The following is a 23,054-nucleotide window of genomic DNA, read 5'->3' on the forward strand; positions in this document are numbered from 1 at the left end:
TTAAAACCGATAACCACCTTGAATTTTTAGATCAAATCCATTCTCTCCAGTACCAATTTGCGATTCTAAAAAAACATTGTTATCTGGAAACTGATATCTAAAAATAGCGCCATAGTTTAAACCAGAAACGCGGCTATTCAAACCCAAATTTCTGGTTCCGTAATTTTTTACATAAGCACCAATAGAAAAATTTGTCCCCAGTCTTTGCAAACTCTGTAAATCATAGTAGATATCTTTACCCATTTCGATGTTTGTACTCACTTTAAAGCCTGTACTAGTAGTGAAATCGGCGTTAAATAACCCTAAAAATTCGCCATTACTATTATTTTCAATAAAAGCAACCGCAGGAGCCAAAGAAAAACTCAAATTTCTTTGTTGATGATTAAAGTAATAGCTGATAACAGTCGAGAAAGGATTATTTCCGTTGGATGCACTATTCCAGTCAACTTTTAAGCTGGGTATGTGAGTATTAATTGCTATAGGTTTTTTATTTGCGTCTAACTGGACACTGGTTTTGATATAATTAACTAAGAAATTAGTATATATACCAAAGCTTGGTTCCGCCAATCCTAAATTATTATTATTAACCCCAGGGGCTGACTTCGCATCTAAATTAAACCAACTTCCTACACTAGCGCTATAGTTCAAATCACCTACTGAACCAGACGTTAATAATTCAATTGATGGTAAATATAAATAACCATTAAAGTTTTTAAAACTCACACCTATGAGGTCAACTCTAGTAAGTTCAAAATAATCAAAAGCCAAATCAAAGGTGCGGACAGGAATCGGAACTATAGAATTATCTGCGGAGCTAAATCTTTGTACAAATTGTTTTCCTTGGGAATTAGTCAAAATTACTTCCGCAGCAGATGACTCGTTAATGGGAGTTATGGAAGTATTATTTAAAGGAATTTGATTTCCGATGAAAGTTAGGGGGCCAAATTTTTCGTTAGAAAGTCTGATAGTTGAGAAGAAGCTATCACCTGGAACCAGAAGTTCAATATTTCTTTGTAAAAACTGAACTGCGCGTTTATAATTTCCTGTCCTAATTTGCAAGATATTAGACTCATTGGGAGTAATTGTGCTGGGTATGGTGAAAATACCAGATACCTGTTCTAGTCCGCTATTTGAATAAGAGTAAGCTAAAGTGCGATTTAGTCTATTATTAATTTCTCTTCTTTGTTCTGCGCTAGCTTGGGTATTTAAGGATGCAAAATCTTCACCGTTTTTAAATTTCTGTTGAGCTTCGGCTAAACTTTGGTCAATATTATCTATTTTAATTGCTTCAAAAATTCCTCCCATTAAAAAACCTAAAGTTGAATTAGCTGTTTGGATACTATCTAAACTAAAATTACCAAAATTGGCTGTGAGGGATAAACCTGGACTAGAAAAAATATTGGCATAAGTAGCACTAGCTTTCACAGGGTCATATTGAATAATGCTGCGGTTGTGAGGATAATTAATATATAATCTGTACCAATTAGCAGTGTTTTGAGTTTCCGATAATATTTTAAATGTGGGCGTTCTTTTTCCGAAAGATACCCAAAATAAAGAATTAAGATAATGTAAGTCTCTCTCTAATGGTGTGAGAAAAGGATTAATGGCTATATTTAATAAATCGTAGTTGTCAAATTTATTAAGCTGGGCTATTTTTACTCCAGGTGTGGAGGAAACAGGCGCAGTAAAACCAAAACCTTCACCAGTTAAAATATCACCCCACAAAATCCCCGTAGCTTCTAGCACTGAATTAGGAATAATCTCTCCTTTTCTTAATCTGACACTACCGTTATTTAGTAGAGGTTTTAAATTGGTAGTCGGGAAAGCTTGGATAATTTTAGGAGCATTGATAGCATCTAAAGCTGCAAATAAAGCTCCACCACCATCAGGACTTAAAGTGGAACCGCTACCAAGAATTGGTGTAGGATTTTTCAGCAGTGTAACATTAGGGTTTTGAAGATTAATACCGCTGTTAATTATAACTTCACCGGCGGGAATTCCTGGAGGATTAATTAGTTGTCCGGCGATGGAAGTGATAGAAAAATCATTAGTTTCAACTTGTCCAGTTAATTCTTCAAAATTTGTCGGCAAAGTATTAATATACTGTAATCCCCAAAATCCTTGAGTTGATGTCATATTTTGGGTGCTGTAGCTTTCCCGGCTTCTCCCTTGGTAAGTAATACCTGCTTGTGTACCTTTAGTTTCAATTACTAAACGATTGCGGTCAAGTACCCAGTAAAACTGGCTATTTTTAGAAAAATTGCCATAGGTAAATTTATTAAGAACTTGATTATCTTCAGTTAATCTGACGCTTAAGTCTGTATCTCCATAATTTTCATGTTTATTAGGTTTAAATAATGAAGGTGAAAAAGTGAATTTATCTGTGGGATTGATAATCCAAGGATATCTATTAGCACTCAAACTTAAGGCATCAATTAAAATTAATTGCTGGTTTTTAACTACTTTTTTTGATTGACGTAATTTATAGATTAATATTTTTTGTGTTAGGGTGTAGGTTTTTTTCGGTTGTTGATTAGATGTATTTGGTTGAGGTTGCTGATTTTCGTCTTGCTCATTTGGTGGTGGCTCTACCTTATACCTTTCAATCGGGATAATATCAGATACTCTAAATTCAACTATCGGGTCTGTTTCTGGTAGACTAGGAGTTGTATATTGGGAATTTTGTTTTAGTTCTAGCTCAGAATCGATTGAGCTTTTTGGCAAAGCATCTTGAGCATCATCAGAATTGACGACCTGAGAATTTAACTGCTGGGTAATTTGTTTTTCTGAAGCGATCGCAGATGATTTTACCAGCATTATTTCACTAAAAATAGCTGGTGCAAGCAAAACTGATGTCAATATCTGTGTTTTTGTTTTACATTTCATTACGAATTGATTAATCAATATTGAGAGATGTTGCAGTGCAATGTCTCTGGATACATCAAATTTCCATAAATAATTAATAACCAAACCCAAATATGCTAGGCTTTATCGTTGATAATTTCACCAACGCCAACACACCAGAAATTATCACCAATCAAGCCAGCTATTTATGGATATTTCTCTCTGTCCGCATTTGCTCACAAATGACAAATTACAAACCCCGTCAATTCTTAAGAGACAAGGAATTAAGTCTTTCTTCATCACGCAATAATAGTGATCAATTTTCAAAGTAAATCTTAGTTTGAGTCCCAAAAATTAGATTTATTTTGTGTGGACTGAGATGCATTCAAGAGAATCTTGATCCAAATAATCAAAGAAAGCCGATTTTTGCACCCTGGCTATGGACAATCAAATAGTCTTCGCACATTGACTGCAAACAGACTTTAACTCTTACGCTAGTGTTAAACTTCCGCAAAACCCCTTAATTAATTAAATTCAATCGATTGATTTCAGCAAAATTACGTAAAAAATATTGCGGAAATTAAACAAAATCATCTATATTCGTGGTATGTTCTTAGCTACTCGTCGCCGTCTGGCTATTTGGTACACCGCAGTTACAGCTGTATTACTGTTGTTATTTGCTAGTGGAGTATACTTATACGTACGCAGCACCCTAATTGAGCGCATTGATGATACTCTCAATCATGTGGTGGAAGTGGTAGAGCGATGCTTGACGACTAGTCGGTGTGCATCAACGCTGGTAATTGACCCCCTCAACAGCGATACTGATAAATTACGTTTGAATTTGGAAGCGAGTTTTGGCGATCGCACTGACACCGTAGAAGATGACCATATCGATTTAGAATGGTTTAGTCCCACCGGTGAATTGTTGTGGTCAACTTTATCAGCACCGCTAAATATTCCCATCCACGCTAACCGTACTGGTGAAACCGTGCGTGTGGGGAAACAAGAGGGTGCGATATGGGAAGATTCCCGACTTTTGCTAAGACAAATTACGCAGCGTGTACAACTGGGACGGCAAGTGTTAGGATATCTGCGCGTTAGTCATCCTTGGTTTGAAGTGACTAAACCCAGTCATCAATTGATTTTTGATTTGGCGCTAGGAACTGGATTAATGTTGCTATCTGTAGCAGCTAGCGGTTGGTTTCTTTCTGGTAAAGCAATGGAACCAGTTTATGATTCTTATCAACGCCTCAAACAATTTACTGCAGATGCTTCTCATGAACTGAGAAGTCCCATTACTTTAATTCAAACTAATGTCCAAGTTGCTCTTGCTGACTTAGAATTAGCAGAAACAGAAACCACAACTTTTTTAAATTATCGCCAACAATTAAAGTTGATGGAAAGACTAACTCAGCGTTTAGCCAAGTTAGTTAATGATTTGTTGTTTTTAGCACGACAAGATAGCGGAATTAGCCAAAATAAATTTGCTCCTTGTCCATTAGATGCGTTGTTGATGGAAGTTCTGGAAGAACAACAACTATTAGCGGCTGAAAAAAAAATTATTTTCGCTTTAAATTTAATTGCTCCTGCTATTTCCGAAACTAATCCCGAATTGTTAGAAAATTGGTTTACACTGATGGGCAATTGGGATCAACTCATCAGGCTATTTACGAATTTAATTAGTAATGCTGTACAATACACACCAGCCGATGGCAAAATAAGCGTAGAAATAACCCGTTTAGAGGGAATCAATCGCGTCTCAGGATTACGCCACGGAACCGCTCAACTGCAAGTTAAAGTCAGCGATACAGGGATAGGAATTCCCGCAGAAGCCTTACCACGCTTATTCGACAGGTTTTATCGAGTAGACCCCGCACGTCCCCATAGTACAGGAAACACAGCCAAAGACAGTACTACTGGTTCAGGATTAGGACTAGCGATCGCTCGAGCTGTGGTTGAACATCACCACGGTCTGATTCAAGTCGAAAGCACCATCGGTAAAGGAACTACTTTCACAGTCACTTTACCAATTTTACTTGAATCTTAATTTTTTCACATTTTCACACAATACAGTTCAACTAATTTAATCGTCTCTGACTGGGGACAGAAATATCTATTTACAGTTTCATTTATTCTTAAGCCAGTAGTCAGATATAAAAATCAAGACTGATTGCTATGCTGAAAATATGGAAATACCTGACCATATCCACTAAAGAGTCATTCAAAATCGGCATAGGAAAGATTATTTAATTATGTTTATGTTTTCGTAAATATGTTGCACTTCCACATGTATACAGAAAGCAAAACGCTAAAAATCACCACCCAATAAAAGCAGCTAAATACAAAAAACATTGTCATCAAAAATCTAAAACCTTTAATAGGAGTTGCAATGAATCAAAAACATCAAAAAATTCGCAAATGTGCTCAGTTAATTGGCGCTGTTTCTGGAGGTTTGTTGCTGAGTTTCCCGATAATTCCGCAAATAGCAACAGCACAACAGCTTAACACCCAAGTTAACCCCCAAATTAACCCCTGTCCCAGCATTTTCTACGAAGAACCACACAATGAAAGAGTGTTAGTTCCCCAGGGATGTCCTCCCAACGCTCTGACACAGAGATATTTAGACCAAGGATTGCTGACTGAATCTAACCCCTCACCAGCACAAACAAGACTGGGTGTGGGTGGTGAAGCACCGAATAGAACTAATTCTGGAGCACTTAATCCAAACCCTAGTATTTTCCAAGAAGCACCTTTTAATCGTGCTCCACAAACTTTACCAGATCCTAGCGCTCTCCCCGCACCAGCACCCAGTGTTCAAACACAACCACCACGGGAACAAGCTCCCATCGCTACAATTACACCGATGAATGGGAGAGTGGATGTGCGGTTGGTGAATAGTACTGCGGCGAATATAACTTATCAAGTAGTGGGAGATACTGCACCGCGATCGCTACAAGGTAAATCAAATGTTCTACTGCAAGGCTTACGTGCACCAGTAACAGTGACATTTTACCGCGAAGATAGAGGATTGCTAGCAGCGATACCCCAAAGAACCTCCGCACAAGGAACTCTCGAAGTCACCTTAAGCGAAACTACAGAAGTAGGTACAGATAGACGTGCGATGAGAATTGGGGAAAATGGATCAGTTTACTTAAATTAGTCGTCCCCATTTTCCCAATGTTCTCCACCTCACAGCAATCATCGCTTGAGGATTTTGGTTAATCGGTCAATTAATCGCAGTTCCTGTTTGCTGTCTTCAAGCGTCCGCGCCAGCAAAATCGCTCTCTCATAAAAATTACGAGCAGTTGGGAAGTTACCCAGCTGCTCATATAGTTGAGCATAAGTTTCAAAAGCTTTGAGTTCTTCACCGAGATTTTTTAGTTCTTTAGCGATCGCTAATCGTTGTTCTAATAAATCAAAAGCACGCTCATAGCGTCCCACAGAACTGTGCGCTGAGACTAAACCATCAATCGCTCGTAAATAATTTAGGCGATCGCTCCCGATTTTAGCTATTCGCAGCGCCACCCCATAAGCACCTATGGTATCTTGATAATTATTTGCTGCTAGATAAGCATCACCCAAATTGTTCAAAGTATTGGCTTCACCAACAGCATCGCCAGTTTGACGCCGAAAATACAAAGCTTGCTCATACAGCTTAATCGCCTGATGATAATTTCCTAATCTCGCAGTTACTAAACCTAAATTACTCAAAGACAACCCCTCACCTGCTATATTCTTCACACTGCGAGCAACTGTCAACGCCTCTGTAACCGTTTTCAGCGCCGCCGTCAATTCCCCTTTTTGCAAAAATAAAGTAGTAAGATTATTGAGAGCGAAAATTTGCCCTTGGAAATCTTGAGTATCACGGGCGATCGCTAAACGCCGACGCAAAGCATCTTCTGCTTCCTTTAATAAACCCAGCTGTATATAAGCCCTAGCCAGTAAATCGTAAGTCACACCTTGGGCTTTGAAATCACCCACATCATGATAAATCTCCAGCGCCCGCAAACCAGAATCAATCGTCTTCTGTGCAGAGCCGGAACTGTATTGCTGCTCCCCAACTCGCAGTAAACTATCTGCATCGTCCCTTGATTCTCGCCATTGTGAACGATTTACAGGACGGTGGAGTTGTTGAGTGATATCTACTGCTTCCGCAGCACCACAATTAAGGCAAAAAGTCAAGACTGCACCAGAAAAAATTAGCCAGCGCCGAGTAGAAACAGTCCCCAACCCATAGCGTCTGGATGCGCTCACCGGATTAAAATCCGCAATGGGAAGTCCTGGAAATATTCGTTTTTGTTTCATCGAACCAACCCACAATACAATTTTCGATTTTGGATTTGAGATTTTGGATGATCACACAGCTGTTGTGTAGGGTTCTGGGCGTTTCCTTGGCGTCAAACTCTGGGCTTCAGTTTTCAGGTTTAAGCACTAGTGTAATTTTTTAGCTTAAACCTAAATTTTTACGTATTTATATTTAAAAAATAATTTACCGAAAATCATCGCTAAGGTAGATGGCGCGTATATCTCCAGGTAATTTATCCTCTAACATACGATATCCTTCCCTGAGAGAATTGGCTACCTCAATTGGCGTAATATTTTCACCCTCAGCTTGTAGATAAGCAGCAATTCTCGTTTCACTCCAGTGGAAAGTTTGAGCCATCAAAACTGTAAACCGCAAAATAGGTGGTAACTGTTCCAACGCCTGCTCAACATAACACCATAAAGGCGGCGAAGTCGTTTTGAGAGAATAATGAATAGCTTCAGTCGGCGGTAATTGAATCTCATTAATGCACAAAGCCGTCATATTAATCAGCCAATTTTGCAGAGTTAAACTTTCTTTACCCAGTTCCGCATCAGCTAAATTTAACCCGCCCAGCTCATAGTAGATATGGCGCCAAGTTAAAGCAAACAGATAATCAGCTTGCACAGGCGATCGCGCAGAATGGCTAATTAAGGTATAAACTATTGGACTATAGCGGCAAAAAATCGCCATAAAATATTTGCCAGTATCCGGATAACGCTGCAGCAGACTCAGCAACTCATCGTCACTTTGGTGAAACAGAGACTTAACCAGAGGATGGTTCGCTTCAGGAAAATAAGGGATATGCACGGGTTTGGGGGGAGAGTAACTAGTTGTTAAAACATTCCTGGGAATACAAGTTGCCCACGTCAGCGCATAATATCTTGATGTTGGTCAATTTGTACTTCAGACTCAGACAAGTTGAGTCTTGATACACTATAAACAAGGACTGAATTTTTAGTCTTAATCGACAATAAGAAAACTGTCTCACTTATACAATATTTGCTTAGTTCATGGTTATAGCAGCTAACTTGTTCCCCTTCCTGATTAATTCTTATACTTTCGGCTCATTTCTCCCCTCCCTACCCTTGGACAGCCTCCTCTCCACCCAAGGCATAATGGTTTTGCTATTAGCCGCTTATGCTGGTGCGATGTGGATGTTCCTGACTAGCGCCCCCAAAGTCTACACCGTCATGGTGTCAGATTTGGAAATTGCGCGACAATTATATGAAGGACTGCTAGACTTACCTGCAGCCGAAGTGCCTCTACACTACTATTACAACTACGAGCAAACCATAGGCGCAACAGGCGTTGACCCTCTTTACATGTCCGCAGCACCCAGTCTTTCTGGTAGAACTATGAGTAATGCCAGCGAAGGAATGTGGTATCAACTAAAGAAAAATACTCAGCTACACGTGATCACTGGTGCTAGCTTGGGTGCAAAAAATCAGCAACGTCACGTCTGCTTCGACCGTGAGTGCCTAGAAATGATTTTAATGCGCGTCGAAACACGCGGTTTAAAATTCAAGATTCGCAACCAAAAACCCCTAAACTTTTTGGTCAAAGATTACGAAGCACGCGTCATTGAACTCGCCGAAGTAGCAAACTAGCAGCCTGTCACCTTAATTTTCATCAGTTCGTAGTGTGCGCTTTAGCGCTTAACAGAAAGATTCTCCCACACTAAAGTGCGGACTACAAACTCATCCAAAAGCGAAAACCCAGTTTATTGAAAAAACTGGGTTTTTATAATAAGATGGTAGATGATTTCGAGAATATTGCACCTCAACTTCACTCAAGAGAATATATTCTTGACTGATGTTAATATTCAACGCAAGGTGTAAGAACACAGAGCCGGCAAGCAAATGTGGTTTTACACTTTTGTTGTTTGTGGAGCAAGAATTAGTCTATTCTAAAGCACCGCTGCGAGCTGCTCTGACAAGGGTTGCTACATCTTCAACAGTAGTAGCAGTAGCAGCGGTTATTTTTGCTGCAGTAGCCCCTTCTACTGTGAGAGTAGCAGCACCTGATGTTGAGGCGATAGGCGCACCTGGATCAATTGAGAGAGTTGCAACTTCTGCATTTGTACCCGCACCAGTAGCAGTAGGTGTAACAGTTAGTGCTGGCCCTGTAAATTGAGTACCACTAGGCGCAGTCAACTCACCACTAACACTAAAAGAAGAACCTGAAGGTCTAACTATAGTAACAGCACCGCGAGCCGAGGCTTGGTCTGCATTTGCAGGCGCCGCGAACAAATTACCAACGCTAACCAAACCTAATACACAAAAGCCGCCTTTAACAATGGTGGAAATTTTCATGTGTTTAAAACCCTTTGGGTTTTCATCTCTGCGTATTCAATCTAACCTCGGCGCCAATCGAAAAAGTTCAGTAACTACACGGGATTTTGTAACAAATCAGACAGATTTTTTGCCAACCCCATAACCTCTAAAAATAGGGCTGGGGTTAGCTCACTAAATCATTTACTATATTTAATGTTCTCCTGTTGAATGGGCTGTGTCCGCCTACCCTAGGGTCATAATGTCGAAATCGAAGAAGAGTGTTACTCCTATCAATCTAAATGACCCGCAATACTATCTCAATCGAGAGTTAAGCTGGTTAGAGTTTAATAGCAGGGTGTTACATGAAGCCACCGACCAAAGAACACCTCTTTTAGAAAGACTGAAATTTTTGGCAATCTTCACCTCTAACCTAGATGAGTTTTTTATGGTCAGGGTTGCGGGTTTAAAGCAACAAGTAGAGGCGAAAGTCACTCAGTTAAGCCCTGATGGCCGGACACCACAACAACAGCTAGACGATATTCGGTTGGCGCTCAGTCCCCAGGTAACAAAACAGCATCAACATTTTGAGGAAGTACTACGACCTCTGCTAGCAAATCATGGTATCCACATTTTGGATTACATGGATTTGACTCAAAAACAGCGCAATTATTTAGACAACTACTTTGAAGAACAAATATTTCCGGTTCTGACTCCTTTAGCGGTTGATCCTAGCCATCCCTTCCCCTTCATTTCTAATCTCAGTTTAAATTTGGCGGTGGTGGTGAAAAATCCGGAAACTGAAGAGGAATTTTTTGCAAGGGTGAAAGTTCCTAGCGTTTTACCCAGGTTTTTACCGTTACCGCCAGAATTGGGAGTGCAGCATAACGGACAACCAGCCCACTGGACGGGAGTACCATTAGAACAAGCGATCGCCCACAATCTCTATTCCCTGTTTGCGGGAATGAATATCCAAGAATATCATCCCTTCCGCATCACCCGCGACGCCGATTTAGCTTTAGAAGAAGACGAAGCCGATGACTTACTGTTAGCGATCGAACAGGAACTAAGGAAACGGCGCTTGGGAGGAAGTCCAGTCAGGTTAGAAATTCTCCCCCAGACTCCCCCAGCAGTGCGATCGCGGTTGTTGCAAGATTTGGAGTTGACACAAAGCGATATTTATGAAGTAGACGGACTTTTGGGACTCCGTGATTTAATGTACTTTATGGCATTGCCACTACCCGAACTCAAAGACCCACCGCGACAGTCTGTAGTCCCTCCCCGTCTCCAATGGTTGCGCGAACCAAATGTAGATTCAAATGTACAAGAGCTAGAAGAAGGTAAAGATTTTTTTGCGGTAATTCGAGAAAAGGATTTACTAGTACACCATCCCTATCAATCCTTTTCCTCAACTGTAGTCAGATTTATCACCCACGCCGCCCATGATCCAAATGTGCTGGCGATCAAGATGACACTCTACCGGACTTCGGGTGATTCACCCATAGTCAATGCCTTAATTGCTGCAGCCGAAAATGGCAAACAGGTATCTGCACTGGTAGAATTAAAAGCGCGATTTGATGAAGAAAATAATATCTACTGGGCGAGGCGTTTAGAAAGAGCGGGAGTCCATGTAGTTTATGGGTTAGTCGGACTCAAGACCCATTGCAAAACCGTCATGGTAGTCCGACGGGAAAAAGACCGGATGCGTCGCTATGTGCATATCGGCACTGGTAATTATAACCCAAAAACAGCCCGACTTTATACAGATTTAGGATTATTTAGTTGTCGTGAGGAATTGGGCGCGGACATCACAGATTTATTCAATTTCTTGACTGGTTATTCTCGGCAAAAATCCTATCGTCAATTGTTAGTTGCGCCGGTGAATATGCGCGATCGCTTTCTCGCACTCATTGGACGAGAAATCGAAAATGCTCAACAAGGTTTCACAGGGCGAATTGTCGCTAAAATGAACGCTTTAGTTGATCCGCAAATCATCGCTACTTTATATGAAGCCTCCCGCGCTGGAGTGCAAATCGACCTTATTGTCAGGGGTGTCTGCTGTTTACGTCCAGGACTTAAAGACATCAGTGAAAATATCCGCGTCATTAGCATAGTCGGTCGCTTTTTAGAACACTCCCGTCTTTACTATTTCTATAACAATACCCAAGAAGAAATTTATATTGGCAGTGCTGATTGGATGCGCCGCAATTTAGATCGCCGAGTCGAAGTCATCACCCCAGTGAAAGACCCAGATATTGCTAAAGATTTGCAAGAAATTTTAGGAATCATGCTAGCAGATAACCGCCAAACTTGGGATTTACAACCTAATGGCAATTATATTCAACGACGCCCCGGTGATGATGCCCCAGAAACTAATTCACAAAAAACTCTCATCAATATGGCGTTACGCTCAACTAGTATTGCTTCTAATCTCATGGATTCAAAAAAGAACTCTTTTTATCTTGACAACTAACTAAAAATAGTTTTTTTTCCAACCTGATTTTGATGACAGGCGAGCTAAAACTAACTGCTCCCAATCGAGATCAATTATTCAACCATAGGATAGAGTGATCGCTACTACTAGTTCCCATAAACTATAAAAGTTATAGTAATCAATTTTTCTCCTTAAATGTTGATGTTGTCTTGTGAGTCTTCTACCTTGCGGGTTTTAGTGGTTGATGATCACGAACTGACTCGTTTAACCTTACAACTAGCTTTCTCTTGCCAAGAAAATATTCAAGTAGTAGGTCTAGCCAGCAATGGCCAAGAAGCTATAGAAATAGTTAAACGCTGTCGCCCTGATGTGATTATTCTGGACTTACAGATGCCCGTCATGGACGGCTGGAGCGCATCTGGTTATATTAAAGCCATCTCTCCCCAGACTCAAATCCTGGCTTACTCCTCAGTCGAAGACCCAAATTTTCCAGAAACGAAGGCAGTGCCTAGTTTTGACGAATTTTGCAAGAAAGATGTACCCACCAGTGAGCTGATTGCTGTAGTCAGGCAGTTAGGACAGCGTCGAGGAGAAAAATCAGTTGTAGAATAAGCTGATTGATAGCAGATTTTCTCCGAAAATTGGGTGTATCGTCACCCAAGGGCAGCAAAATAATTCTATTATGGGCGTCGGTAAAGCCACAACTCAAAGGTTTACCGACGCAATTTTTATTTTTTAAGATTGCTTAGTTCAGCTTAATTATTTTCTGTTTCCGGAATTGTGCGTCTGAACTCATCAATTAACTCATCTAATTCCTCTAGCGCCTGATTCACATCAATTCTTAAAGTTCCCAAATTTGGTTGCTCTAATAAACTCAGTAAATACTGGCGTTTACCTTGAACTACGGCAATTCGTTCTTTTATAGTCTGTAAATCCATGCTGTTTGCAATCCTTAACTAACTTCAAATTTAAAATTAACGCAAAATAAGAAACCGAGACGCCAACATTCTAGCCGCTTCAGTGGGTGGCGCTTGGCTTGACCCAACTTACTTTTCCAGCTAAAAAACACACTTTACTTCACTTTGTCAAGTATCCGAGGTTCAGCGCACAGCAAGACAATTGTCCAGTGGCTCTTCCCTAAATTGTTACTCATAGCCGATGATAGAAAAGCTGAAGTGTTAAGAATTTATACTAGTCTAAAATCATGTTACGCCAAATTTCTTTGGGAACAATCGGTTTAAGTGTCGGCAGTATCTTAACTGTCATGGGTTTTATTGCTTATGCTGCTAACAACGCCACACTCAATCTTGTCGGTTTCTTTTATGGATTTCCTTTACTGTTGGGAGGGTTAGCACTCAAAGCTAACGAGCTCAAGCCCATACCCTTTAGTCAACCAACAACACCATCTGTTTTGCGGCTGCGAGAGCAACAAGCAACCGTAACTCAAAATAAAATTCGCAAAGATATTACCCGATATTGTTATGGTCAAGATGCCCATTTAGATAGCGCTCTAGCTTATCTGGGCCTCAGTCCCACAGATGAAGAACGACCAATCGTTACAGGATTGCGAGAAACAGAAATTGATGGGGCTTATGCTTTAATTTTAGAATTTGATTCGCCACAAATGACAATTAATACTTGGCAGCAAAAGCAAGAAAAAATGACTAGCTATTTCGGCCCCGGAGTAGAAATTCAAATCATCCAGCCAAATGAAAATAACATTGAATTAGCATTAATTACTAGTCAAAAATAATCAATTTCGTGCGGGAGAGGGAATTATCTACGGCTACATCTTCATAAATTAAATCAGCAACACCATAAAACAAAAGCCAACGGCGTAGAGGTTTTACCACCATCGACCGTTGACTTTTGACTTTACATTCAAAAAATGCGGATGGCGAGACTCGAACTCGCAAGGCAAAGCCACACGCACCTCAAGCGTGCGCGTATACCAATTCCGCCACATCCGCACGGTTTGTCTGAATAAAGAATATAGCATAAATTTTTTGCCAGTGGATACCAGACTGACAGAAATGTGGTGACTCGACAGGTGATATTAAAAAAGGTAGAGCGATCGCCGGATGCGAAGAAGTCTGAAGTGTATGGTAGCCACATACTTCATACTCCAGATGAAGCTTGGGAATCTCCTGTCATAATTTGAAATAAGGCGAAAGCATTGTTGCAAGTCGAATAGGAGAGAATGTCAATCTACTGGTACTGATATCGAAACTAAAAAATGAAGTTTGACAAAATATTAATCGCCAATCGGGGAGAAATCGCCCTTCGTATTCTCCGAGCTTGTGAAGAAATGGGAATTGCGACAATCGCTGTTCACTCCACTGTTGACCGTAATGCTCTACACGTCCAGCTAGCCGATGAAGCGGTTTGCATTGGAGAATCTGCGAGTAGTAAAAGTTATTTGAATATTCCCAATATCATCGCTGCTGCCTTGACACGCAATGCTAGTGCCATCCATCCTGGTTACGGCTTCTTAGCGGAAAATGCTCGATTTGTAGAAATCTGTGCCGACCATCACATCGCTTTTATTGGCCCTACTTCCGAAGCTATCCGCTTGATGGGGGATAAAGCCACAGCTAAAGAAACTATGCAGAGGGCTGGTGTACCGACGGTACCAGGTAGCGATGGGTTGGTAGAATCTGAGGAGGAAGGATTAGTACTCGCCAAGGATATTGGTTATCCAGTGATGATAAAAGCTACCGCAGGTGGTGGGGGTAGGGGTATGCGCTTGGTGCGCTCTGAAGACGAATTTGTCAAACTCTATCTAGCTGCTCAAGGCGAAGCGGGTGCAGCTTTTGGTAATTCCGGCGTTTACATAGAAAAATTTATTGAGCGTCCCCGCCACATTGAATTTCAAATTCTCGCCGATAATTACGGTAATGTCATCCATTTAGGCGAACGGGATTGCTCCATCCAGCGCCGTAATCAAAAGCTGTTGGAAGAAGCCCCTAGCCCGGCTCTGGACTCAGACCTGCGGGAGAAAATGGGACAAGCTGCGGTGAAAGCTGCCCAATTTATTAACTACACTGGGGCAGGTACTATAGAATTTCTCCTGGATAAATCCGGTAAATTCTACTTTATGGAAATGAACACCCGGATTCAAGTCGAACACCCTGTGACAGAGATGATTACAGGAATAGACTTGGTTGCGGAACAAATCCGGATTGCTCAAGGCGAAAGATTAAAACTAACTCAAGACCAAGTGGTTTTACGGGGTCATGCGATCGAGTGTCGCATTAATGCTGAAGACCCTGACCATGATTTTCGTCCTTCCCCTGGCAAAATTAGCGGGTATCTTCCGCCTGGGGGCCCTGGTGTACGCATTGATTCTCACGTTTACACAGATTACCAAATTCCACCATACTACGACTCTTTAATTGGTAAGTTAATTGTCTGGGGCCCAGACCGTCCCACCGCCATCAACCGGATGAAACGAGCTTTACGGGAGTGCGCTATTACTGGGCTACCCACAACTATTGGATTCCATCAACGAATTATGGAAACTCCACAATTTATACAGGGTAATGTGTATACGAGTTTTGTGCAGGATATAAATAGCTAGAGGGGTTAGGGGTTAGGAGTTAGGGAGGAGATAGCTAGAGGAGTTAGGGACGAGAAGGAATTATTACTACTACTTCCCTATCTCCCAGTCTCCCCACATTTCCCGCGCTCCATTTCCTTAACTTACACGAGACAGCATGGTCAATAATCCTTGCTGACCAAGCAAAATCTCTCGTAGCAAGCTGAAAATACCCACCCAGATGATGGGAGTGATATCTACTCCTCCTATGGGTGGGACGAGTTTTCGCAACAGCACTAAAAAAGGTTCAGTAGGCCAAGTAATTAAGTTCAAAGGGAAACGATTCAGATCCACTTGCGGATACCAAGTGAGAATGATGCGGAAAATCAACAGAAATATCATCAATCCCAACAAAATTCCGAGAATCCAAGCAGTCAAGTTAACACCAGTCATCGGTTTGAGGTACTATCTGTGAACACAGAAAACAACTTGGGCGCAGTCTAGACAACTTTAAGCTTTGTAAAGCGCTATTTATAATTTTAGCTAAATGCTGTCACTTACTCTTGAGAATCGAAAAGCAAAGGCGCACAACAGTTAAATTTGTGATTTGATAGGCTGATTTTAATTTCTCAAGTAATTTCTGGAGGCTTCTCAAGGAACTGATACACCATTAGAATTATGATGAGGTATGTAAAAAAAGGTTGAGAACTATGACGCCTGCTTTAGCAAATTTCCTTTGGAGTCTATTTTGGGGCACTGTAATTGTCGTGATTCCAGTGATAGTTGGGTTGATTTTCATTAGCCAAAAAGATAAAATCCAGCGTTCATAATCCTTTAGTGAGTCGATTTGACTCTCAACACTGATTGTCTGTCAGCTATTTACCTAATTGCTCTCAGGGCGGCAATTCCGCTTACAAAGGACAAGGTATACTTAGCTGACAGACATAAACATTTTTAGCTTGTGGTGAATAGCTTCATCAGCTCTGTTTAGCAGATGCTTTGACGCTTTAATATATTGTGCTTGATTAAAGTAGTGATTTTAATTGTGACTCGCTAACATAGATTTGATATTGGGAAAACAGCAATGCTAAATTTTGGGCTGAACTCAGCCAGTATTCTGGCTCAGGTAAATTTCGGGACGAACTCAGCCAGTATTCTAGGAATTTTCCTGGCTGTGGCTGGGGCAGCACTATATTTTCTCCGGACTGTGCGCCCAGAACTGTCACGAGATCAAGATATCTTTTTTGCGGCGGTAGGCTTGCTTTGCGGCTTTATTTTGATTTTTCAAGGTTGGCGGCTAGACCCGATTTTGCAATTTGGTCAGCTGCTGTTAGTGGGTACGACTGTATTTTTTGCAGTGGAAAGTATTCGGTTGCGGAGTATAGCTACTCAGCAAGCTAAACGTAATACTCCTATTGTGGACGAAGACCGTCCAGTGAGCAACAAGTATTCTTATGATCGGCGCTATAAGGCGGAGGTGGATGCAGAGTTAGACCCTTTGCCCTATGAAGAAGAAGAGGAGCGCCCTGCACGCCCGCGGATTCGAGGGAGTAGAGATGAGCGATCGCCTCGTGATGATTATTATGAAGATCAACCCCCCCGCCGTTCTGAGCGCCGTAGTAGCCAAGAAAAACAGGAACCACCAACGGATAGAGGGCGACGTCGTAGCTCCGGACGTCCCACAACTCGTTCATCGGAGAGAGTTGATCAAGAAGATTGGGGTTCTAGTCCCAGAGAGGTTAATGACTGGGACGACTCGTCGTCGAGCGGGGAAGTGAGAAAACCCCCTCGTCGTAATAACAATGCACCCCAGCGTCCAGAAAGTCGTGATGAAGATGTTGCTTCTAGACCGAGAAGGCGTCGTCCACCAAGTGACTCGGTTCCTCGCCGGGAGCGTGATGATGATGAAGCCATACCAACTGATTATGTAGATTACAAACCACTGGAAAAACCAGATGAGGATGAAGATAATTCAACCAAATTTGATAATTATTAACACAACGAAGGTGGAGATTCAGCTTAGGGGCGACGGAAAAATTTTGAGGTGAACAAATTTACGTCAGGATTTTGGCTCCAAAGACCGATTCATTGGAGCCTGTTTTTTAGTTTGGCAAGTGTGCTGATATCTTGTAGTCCTAATAATCTCCCTCTTGGCTCTACTTCCCTCAACAGTCGCTACACTGAGGAGCAACCAAGTTTGAGTGGTAATGGGCGTTTTTTGGCGTTCGTTTCTAATCGTAATGGTAATCAGCAGTTGCTGGTGTATGATTTGGAAACCCAAAGTTTCATCGCCACTCCTGGCTTAAACCGACGAGAGACAATAGCCGAAAGCCCTAGTCTCAGCTACACAGGGCGCTATATTGTTTATCTCACTAGTGACCAAGGTAGACCAGTAGTGGCGCTTTACGATCGCGCTATCCAACAGTCACAAATCCTCACCCCCATTTATCGCGGCTGGGTGAGAAACCCTGCTATCAGCCCCGATGGTCGCTATGTCGTGTTTGAAACCGCCAGTCGTGGTCAATGGGATATTGAAGTCCTAGACCGGGGGCCAAATATGGAGTTAGATATCCCCAATGGTTCCACTGTGGCCCCACCACCGGGAATACCATAGGAAAAGATGGGGTGACGGGGAGAACAAATAACAGACAACAAATAACAAATGACCCGCCCTATTTTTATCTCTGTTTTTTCTTGTTTATGCTTATTAACTGGTTGTGTTGGCTACCCACGGCTGCTGAGTTATCCTTTTGATCCGGGAGGTAGAAGTCTCAATAGTCTGGCTTCGGAATCAAATCCCGGAATTTCTGGCAGATATATTGTTTTGACCAGTGACCGTAGGGGTAGCCAAGATGTTTATTTATTTGATCGGCTGACTAGCAGTGTCATTGATTTACCGGGATTAAATTCCTTAGATGCGATCGCCACTCATCCCAGTGTTTCTGAGAACGGTCGCTACATTGTGTTTGCAGTTAGTCGTCAAGGGCGATCGGCTATTGTTCTTTACGATCGCGAAACGCGCCAATCACGGAATTTGACTGCTAATCTGCAAGCAGAAATTCGCCATCCCACGATCAGCGCTGATGGTAGTAGAATTGCCTTCGAGTCTAGTAACAACGGACAGTGGGATATTTTAGTTTATGACCGTTCGGGAAGACCATTGAATATCCCACAAGATCCTAGGTAAGGATGAAGTATGAAGTATGAAGTATGAAGTATGAAGGATGAAGGATGAAGGATGAAGTATGAAATTACTTTATCCTTCAAGCGAAAAGTTTGCGCATCCAAGTAACAGGAGCATAAAACTTTTCAAGACAGGGATGGAGCTGGAATTGAGGAAAAAAGCTTGATGTTTTCGCCTATGGCTGTTGCTGTATCGAGTTCCTTTTTATCCCTCATCCTTCAGATTGCTGCACAGATTCAATGAGATTTCGCACTTGTTGAGTTCCTGGGGAGGATTCAAAGGTGAGTGGAAATTTTCCTCGACATAGCATTCTCAAGCCCAGAGGTGCAAGACTTAGCAATCCTTTGAGGTCTTGAAAATAATTACCGACGACTTGTAAACCAAATTGTCGTTCGTCGATCCAGCCGCCTGATTTGACTAAATCTATCATGACTTTGCGGTGGCGAATTGTGCGGCTATCGCTGGCTTGTTTGCGGGCGAGAATTTCTTGTTTAATTTTGGTGATTTGTGCTAGTGGTGCTACTTCCATAGGACAAACCGAGTCACAGTATAAACAACGAGTACAACCCCAGACTCCTTGAGTTCCTTCGTGATAATTTTCTAGGCGATTTTCAGTTTGCTGATCGCGGGAATCTGCGACCAGGCGATAAGCTTTAGCCAGAGCATGAGGCCCTACAAATTCGGGATTAACTTCACGAGCATTGCATTCAGAATAGCAAGCACCACACATAATACAGTTACCAGTTTGATCGAGACGCGATCGCTCTTCGGGTGTTTGCAAAAATTCCCTTTCTGGTACTTGTCGCGCTGCTGTACTCACATAAGGAGTAACAGCCTCCAGATTATTCCAGAAACTGTTCATATCCACAATTAAATCTTTAATCACAGGCATATTACCCAAAGGAGCAACTATGATTTCTGGAATCTGATTTAGCTCCTGTTCTGGCGACAGTATGTGCTGACTTCGGGAAATTTCGCTGCCAATATTTTCTTTACAAGCTAAAGCTGATCTACCATTGATTCGCATTGCACAGCTACCACAAATGGTATTGCGACAATTTTTGCGAAACGCCAAAGTCCCATCTTGCTCCCACTTAATCCGGTTGAGACAATCCAGGATTGTATTGCTGGGTTCTGCCTGCAAAAGGTAAGTTTGTACGGATGGGGAAGAATTTTGTTGCTGTCGAACGATTTTAAAAAGAACTTCCATTGTCACTAACCAAAATTTGGAAATTACCGCATCTACCTGAGAAATCATCACTACAGGCAGGTTACTGCTAAAAATGAGCTATACTTTTTTAGCACTTTATTTCAAGCTAGCTGTTAATAGGCTGATGATTAATGATCTGCTAATCTTAGTTCCAGCATAACCATTAAAATTTTAGTTGTAGAAGTAATAGTAGCGATATTTGTCTCAACTTCTCGGACTCAGGGCAAAAAAAGTCATCACTGTTTGGTATTTTATTTACTTATTGACCAGCGGTCAGTCGGAATTGCTGGGTTACGAAGGAATTGGTATTGATTACCTGCATGGCGAAAATCATCAAATGCAATCTACATGAGGCGATCGCTAAAGCTGAATTTTTACAATAATCAGCGTCATTGGCAGTAAAAATCCCCAATGAGCCACAAAAATGGTAATTTTTGGATTTATAGAAATGTTAAACCTGCTGATTATATCTGGTAGCCCCCATCAAGCACCAGACAGATGCATAAAAATTGATTCTTCCCGCAGACACAAGTGCAGAAAATACAGGTTGCTTTTTGCCTCATGGCTATCAACAAACAGAGAAAAACCCTGATTCCTAGCTTGAGAACAGAAGCTAAAGACTATAAATTAGGGATTAGGAATCAGGAAAAAAGGAGTCCCATCCTTGGTTACGGGATTTGGGGATGATTGACTTTCTTGAAAAGTGCTGGACTTAAAAAACCCACAAGACAGAGACTTTCACTTTTTGGCTCCTTTCAATCTGTGAAAATCGATAGATGTCAATCACTTGTGAACTGTGCCCGTATCAATTAGGTGAATTTTTATAAAAATCGCACTGCGCTCCTCCATACCTTAATAAAGCTTTAGAAAAATCCTCACCTCTGTCTTGAAAAATAGCTTGTCTGGAAACCAGACAACCCTTTCTCCGCTTTCTACCTCCAGAAGCTAGGATATTTAGATAAAAAATTACTTGTAAGTTTAATTCAAAATAAATCAACTATTTTGCTATTATTAGTCCATGCTAGTATTTAATATAAAATTACGAAGCAACAAAACCAGTAACAATAGTCGTATAACCACGGCTATTAGCACTTTGTAGATTCGTAATGTAGAGACAAAAAATTTCACGTCTCTGCTGGCAGGATCAAAGGGTGTATGCCTGTAGAATCAAATTCAAATACAAGCTGTCCCCATCTAGAGAGGACTAGTGGTGTCAACCATACAACTCAAGGCCAAAAAAGGTAAGCACTAAAAGTCAAATACCTGCAGTTTTTTGGGACTATGGCTTATGCGTCGTAGAACCAACATAATTTGTAAAGGTGGCTAAAAGTTAGACCGCTAAAGTAGCGCCGAAAGAAAAAACAATTTGATTTTCAATGGCAAATGATGACGAGAAGGACTGGAAAATCACCGAAATTAATGCCTGTGATCACCATAAATTCTTATCTATTGTCCATGGCCACAACAGATGTGTGTATCGTTCCTCTCTATCAGTAGCAATCGACCCTACACCTAGGGTCTGTGTTTACATTGTGTAAATGCTAAAAAGCTAAATGCTGGCATGACAACAACATAGTTTATTAGTTTGGAGAAAGTAAGGAAATTTTGAGCATAATGACTGAAACCGCAACCGCACCATTAACCGGAAAAGCACTGCTTGCGAAAGTCAAAGAGCTTTCTAGCCTACCGCGTCGGGAAAGAGCTAAACAGTGCGGCTATTACACTGTGACTAAGAATAACCAAGTTCGTGTTAATCTCACTGATTTTTATGACGCTTTGCTATCGGCTAGAGGAATTCCCCTCAGTCCAGAAGCACCCAAAGATGGCCGCGGTCGTGAACCGACATACAGAGTTAGTGTGCATCAAAACGGTCAGATTGTGATTGGTGCGACATACACTAAAGCAATGGGTTTAAAGCCAGGAGATGAATTTGAAATCAGACTAGGATACAAGCATATCCACCTGATTCAACTTGGGGAAACTGACAAAAAATTAAGCTCTGCAGATATCGATGTAGACGACGAAGCAGATGAAGAAGATTTAGACGAAGAAGAGTAAATTTTTCTGATAATAGGGATAAATTGGCAGTGAATACTCGATAATTTATCTCTATTTCTTTAGGGAAATATTACTCATATCTTGAAAATGTGCTAGAAGCAAAAAAATCCGGTTAAACCTGCTTTAAAAAAAGGGGTGAGGAACTAGAAGTTAGGGACTAAGGTAAGACCTGCTTGATTGTTCCTTGTGAGCGCGGCTCGTGGAGCCTCTTGCATAAGTCACCAATTTTAGTAGAGTCTTGATTAACAACCAAGAAGTCTACTTGAGCAAGAAATTAATCATGTTTTTCGCGTCTATTTTCATCACTCTATCAGAGCCATCAGCCGACATCTTACTGGCATTTGTGAAAAATGTACCAGTATTGTTTGTGGTGATGGCTTATTTTATTGTTTGGATACTACTTTGGTTGCCAATTGCAGTTGTGTCAGCGATGATAATAAATTGGCGACCTGGGAAAACTTTACAACCAGAGCAAAAAATTCCCTTACTGATACCCCTGTATCTATTAGCCCCCTTAGTTTTATGGGGGATGAATTGGTTAGGATTGGGGTCATTTTCTGATTACGGTTTGGTCAGCAATTTCTCAATTATTAATTCTTTGGTATTGGGTGTTAGCTTGGGAGTACTGGGCTTGACAGTTGTATTTGCTTGTCAACTTTACTTTGGTTGGTGCAAAATACAGCAGTCTAATTTCCAGCGATTACCACCCATTTTGTTACCCACTTTTTTGATTGCGTTATTGGTGGGTGGGATAGAAGAGTTAATTTTTCGGGGCTTCCTATTTACTGAATTACAGCAAGATTATCCAGTTTGGATAGCAGCAGTAATTTCTAGCTTAATTTTCGCCTTGCTGCATTTGGTTTGGGAGCAACACGAAACTCTACCGCAGCTACCGGGACTATGGTTAATGGGGATGGTGTTAGTGTTGGCAAGGTTTGCTGATCGCGGTAATTTAGGAATAGCTTGGGGATTACATGCAGGGTGGGTATGGGCGATCGCCACTCTCGACACAGCAGAACTAATCACCTACACTAATCAAGTCTCAGACTGGTGCACAGGTAAAAATAACAAACCCCTAGCGGGTTTAGCTGGAATTGTTTGCGTCTTGGGAACTGGGGTGATTCTCTGGCTGCTTCCTCAGTATTTTTAACCACAAGGCTAACTCTCCCATATCCTCAAAAAGAAAAAGCCAATGGCATACGTTAAG

At 41.4% G+C, this 23,054-nt stretch carries 23 protein-coding genes and 1 tRNA gene; 15 read left to right on the plus strand and 9 right to left on the minus strand.

The window, feature by feature from the left end:
- Entirely contained in the window at window positions 1-2,859 is a 2,859-nt protein-coding gene (locus MIC7126_RS0100325; RefSeq protein WP_238553587.1) for a hypothetical protein, read from the minus strand.
- Window positions 2,860-3,451: 592 nt separating this feature from the next.
- Between MIC7126_RS0100325 and MIC7126_RS0100330 the strand changes: the two genes are divergently transcribed.
- Window positions 3,452-4,894, plus strand: coding sequence for a sensor histidine kinase (locus tag MIC7126_RS0100330; RefSeq protein ID WP_017651123.1), 1,443 nt, complete (start codon window positions 3,452-3,454; stop codon window positions 4,892-4,894).
- A gap of 342 nt (window positions 4,895-5,236) precedes the next feature.
- On the plus strand, window positions 5,237-6,007 hold the full coding sequence (locus tag MIC7126_RS0100335; protein ID WP_017651124.1) for a hypothetical protein: 771 nt from the start codon (window positions 5,237-5,239) through the stop codon (window positions 6,005-6,007).
- A 38-nt stretch (window positions 6,008-6,045) separates the two neighbouring features.
- Here MIC7126_RS0100335 and MIC7126_RS0100340 read toward each other — a convergent pair whose 3' ends face one another.
- Together MIC7126_RS0100340 and MIC7126_RS0100345 are read right to left on the minus strand one after the other, a co-directional pair.
- Window positions 6,046-7,152, minus strand: coding sequence for a tetratricopeptide repeat protein (locus tag MIC7126_RS0100340; protein WP_017651125.1), 1,107 nt, complete (start codon window positions 7,150-7,152; stop codon window positions 6,046-6,048).
- Between the two features lie 184 nt (window positions 7,153-7,336).
- Window positions 7,337-7,960, minus strand: coding sequence for a hypothetical protein (locus MIC7126_RS0100345; protein WP_026099932.1), 624 nt, complete (start codon window positions 7,958-7,960; stop codon window positions 7,337-7,339).
- Window positions 7,961-8,163: 203 nt separating this feature from the next.
- Here MIC7126_RS0100345 and MIC7126_RS0100350 point away from each other — a divergent pair, with 203 nt between their 5' ends.
- Window positions 8,164-8,760, plus strand: a complete 597-nt coding sequence (locus tag MIC7126_RS0100350) for a hypothetical protein (protein ID WP_026099933.1) — start codon at window positions 8,164-8,166, stop codon at window positions 8,758-8,760.
- Window positions 8,761-9,054: 294 nt separating this feature from the next.
- Here MIC7126_RS0100350 and MIC7126_RS0100355 read toward each other — a convergent pair whose 3' ends face one another.
- Window positions 9,055-9,465, minus strand: coding sequence for a hypothetical protein (locus tag MIC7126_RS0100355; RefSeq protein WP_017651128.1), 411 nt, complete (start codon window positions 9,463-9,465; stop codon window positions 9,055-9,057).
- A gap of 220 nt (window positions 9,466-9,685) precedes the next feature.
- Between MIC7126_RS0100355 and ppk1 the strand changes: the two genes are divergently transcribed.
- Window positions 9,686-11,896 (plus strand): polyphosphate kinase 1, encoded by a 2,211-nt coding sequence (gene ppk1, locus MIC7126_RS0100360; RefSeq protein ID WP_026099934.1) that lies wholly within the window; start codon window positions 9,686-9,688, stop codon window positions 11,894-11,896.
- Between the two features lie 156 nt (window positions 11,897-12,052).
- On the plus strand, window positions 12,053-12,469 hold the full coding sequence (locus MIC7126_RS0100365) for a response regulator (RefSeq protein WP_017651130.1): 417 nt from the start codon (window positions 12,053-12,055) through the stop codon (window positions 12,467-12,469).
- 143 nt (window positions 12,470-12,612) lie between these two features.
- Here MIC7126_RS0100365 and MIC7126_RS0100370 read toward each other — a convergent pair whose 3' ends face one another.
- Window positions 12,613-12,795, minus strand: coding sequence for a hypothetical protein (locus tag MIC7126_RS0100370; RefSeq protein ID WP_017651131.1), 183 nt, complete (start codon window positions 12,793-12,795; stop codon window positions 12,613-12,615).
- A 266-nt stretch (window positions 12,796-13,061) separates the two neighbouring features.
- Here MIC7126_RS0100370 and MIC7126_RS0100375 point away from each other — a divergent pair, with 266 nt between their 5' ends.
- On the plus strand, window positions 13,062-13,610 hold the full coding sequence (locus tag MIC7126_RS0100375) for a DUF2854 domain-containing protein (RefSeq protein ID WP_017651132.1): 549 nt from the start codon (window positions 13,062-13,064) through the stop codon (window positions 13,608-13,610).
- Here MIC7126_RS0100375 and MIC7126_RS31730 read toward each other — a convergent pair.
- Complete coding sequence (locus MIC7126_RS31730) at window positions 13,597-13,773, minus strand: hypothetical protein (protein WP_154655794.1); 177 nt, start codon at window positions 13,771-13,773, stop codon at window positions 13,597-13,599. The two genes, MIC7126_RS0100375 and MIC7126_RS31730, sit on opposite strands and share 14 nt — an antisense overlap.
- Window positions 13,747-13,827 (minus strand) — tRNA-Leu (locus tag MIC7126_RS0100385). Before MIC7126_RS0100385 ends, MIC7126_RS31730 begins: the two co-directional genes overlap by 27 nt.
- A gap of 68 nt (window positions 13,828-13,895) precedes the next feature.
- Between MIC7126_RS0100385 and MIC7126_RS32175 the strand changes: the two genes are divergently transcribed.
- Together MIC7126_RS32175 and accC are read left to right on the plus strand one after the other, a co-directional pair.
- Window positions 13,896-14,018, plus strand: coding sequence for a hypothetical protein (locus MIC7126_RS32175; RefSeq protein WP_274517481.1), 123 nt, complete (start codon window positions 13,896-13,898; stop codon window positions 14,016-14,018).
- 75 nt (window positions 14,019-14,093) lie between these two features.
- Window positions 14,094-15,437 carry an acetyl-CoA carboxylase biotin carboxylase subunit gene (gene accC / locus MIC7126_RS0100390; protein WP_017651134.1) on the plus strand — a complete coding sequence of 448 codons (1,344 nt, stop codon included), beginning with the start codon at window positions 14,094-14,096 and terminating at the stop codon, window positions 15,435-15,437.
- Window positions 15,438-15,554: 117 nt separating this feature from the next.
- Here accC and MIC7126_RS0100395 read toward each other — a convergent pair whose 3' ends face one another.
- Complete coding sequence (locus MIC7126_RS0100395) at window positions 15,555-15,848, minus strand: YggT family protein (RefSeq protein ID WP_017651135.1); 294 nt, start codon at window positions 15,846-15,848, stop codon at window positions 15,555-15,557.
- Window positions 15,849-16,105: 257 nt separating this feature from the next.
- Between MIC7126_RS0100395 and psbX the strand changes: the two genes are divergently transcribed.
- From psbX to MIC7126_RS0100415, 4 genes are all read left to right on the plus strand, one after another.
- Window positions 16,106-16,225 carry a photosystem II reaction center X protein gene (gene psbX, locus MIC7126_RS0100400; protein WP_017651136.1) on the plus strand — a complete coding sequence of 40 codons (120 nt, stop codon included), beginning with the start codon at window positions 16,106-16,108 and terminating at the stop codon, window positions 16,223-16,225.
- A gap of 254 nt (window positions 16,226-16,479) precedes the next feature.
- The gene (locus tag MIC7126_RS0100405) at window positions 16,480-17,391 is read left to right on the plus strand and encodes a Ycf66 family protein (protein ID WP_017651137.1); all 912 of its coding nucleotides are present in this window, start codon (window positions 16,480-16,482) and stop codon (window positions 17,389-17,391) included.
- A 48-nt stretch (window positions 17,392-17,439) separates the two neighbouring features.
- Window positions 17,440-18,009, plus strand: a complete 570-nt coding sequence (locus MIC7126_RS0100410) for a TolB family protein (RefSeq protein ID WP_017651138.1) — start codon at window positions 17,440-17,442, stop codon at window positions 18,007-18,009.
- A gap of 48 nt (window positions 18,010-18,057) precedes the next feature.
- A complete protein-coding gene (locus tag MIC7126_RS0100415) occupies window positions 18,058-18,582 on the plus strand; it encodes a TolB family protein (RefSeq protein ID WP_017651139.1) in 525 nt (174 codons plus the stop codon).
- 208 nt (window positions 18,583-18,790) lie between these two features.
- Here MIC7126_RS0100415 and MIC7126_RS0100420 read toward each other — a convergent pair whose 3' ends face one another.
- A complete protein-coding gene (locus MIC7126_RS0100420; protein WP_085987007.1) occupies window positions 18,791-19,789 on the minus strand; it encodes a succinate dehydrogenase/fumarate reductase iron-sulfur subunit in 999 nt (332 codons plus the stop codon).
- A 199-nt stretch (window positions 19,790-19,988) separates the two neighbouring features.
- Between MIC7126_RS0100420 and MIC7126_RS31735 the strand changes: the two genes are divergently transcribed.
- From MIC7126_RS31735 to MIC7126_RS0100445, 3 genes are all read left to right on the plus strand, one after another.
- Complete coding sequence (locus MIC7126_RS31735; protein WP_154655795.1) at window positions 19,989-20,141, plus strand: hypothetical protein; 153 nt, start codon at window positions 19,989-19,991, stop codon at window positions 20,139-20,141.
- A gap of 1,262 nt (window positions 20,142-21,403) precedes the next feature.
- Window positions 21,404-21,847 carry an AbrB family transcriptional regulator gene (locus MIC7126_RS0100440; RefSeq protein WP_017651143.1) on the plus strand — a complete coding sequence of 148 codons (444 nt, stop codon included), beginning with the start codon at window positions 21,404-21,406 and terminating at the stop codon, window positions 21,845-21,847.
- 280 nt (window positions 21,848-22,127) lie between these two features.
- Window positions 22,128-22,997, plus strand: a complete 870-nt coding sequence (locus MIC7126_RS0100445; protein WP_017651144.1) for a CPBP family intramembrane glutamic endopeptidase — start codon at window positions 22,128-22,130, stop codon at window positions 22,995-22,997.
- Window positions 22,998-23,054 lie beyond the last annotated feature (57 nt).

The sequence above is a fragment of the Fortiea contorta PCC 7126 genome, assembly GCF_000332295.1.
Taxonomy (GTDB): domain Bacteria; phylum Cyanobacteriota; class Cyanobacteriia; order Cyanobacteriales; family Nostocaceae; genus Fortiea; species Fortiea contorta.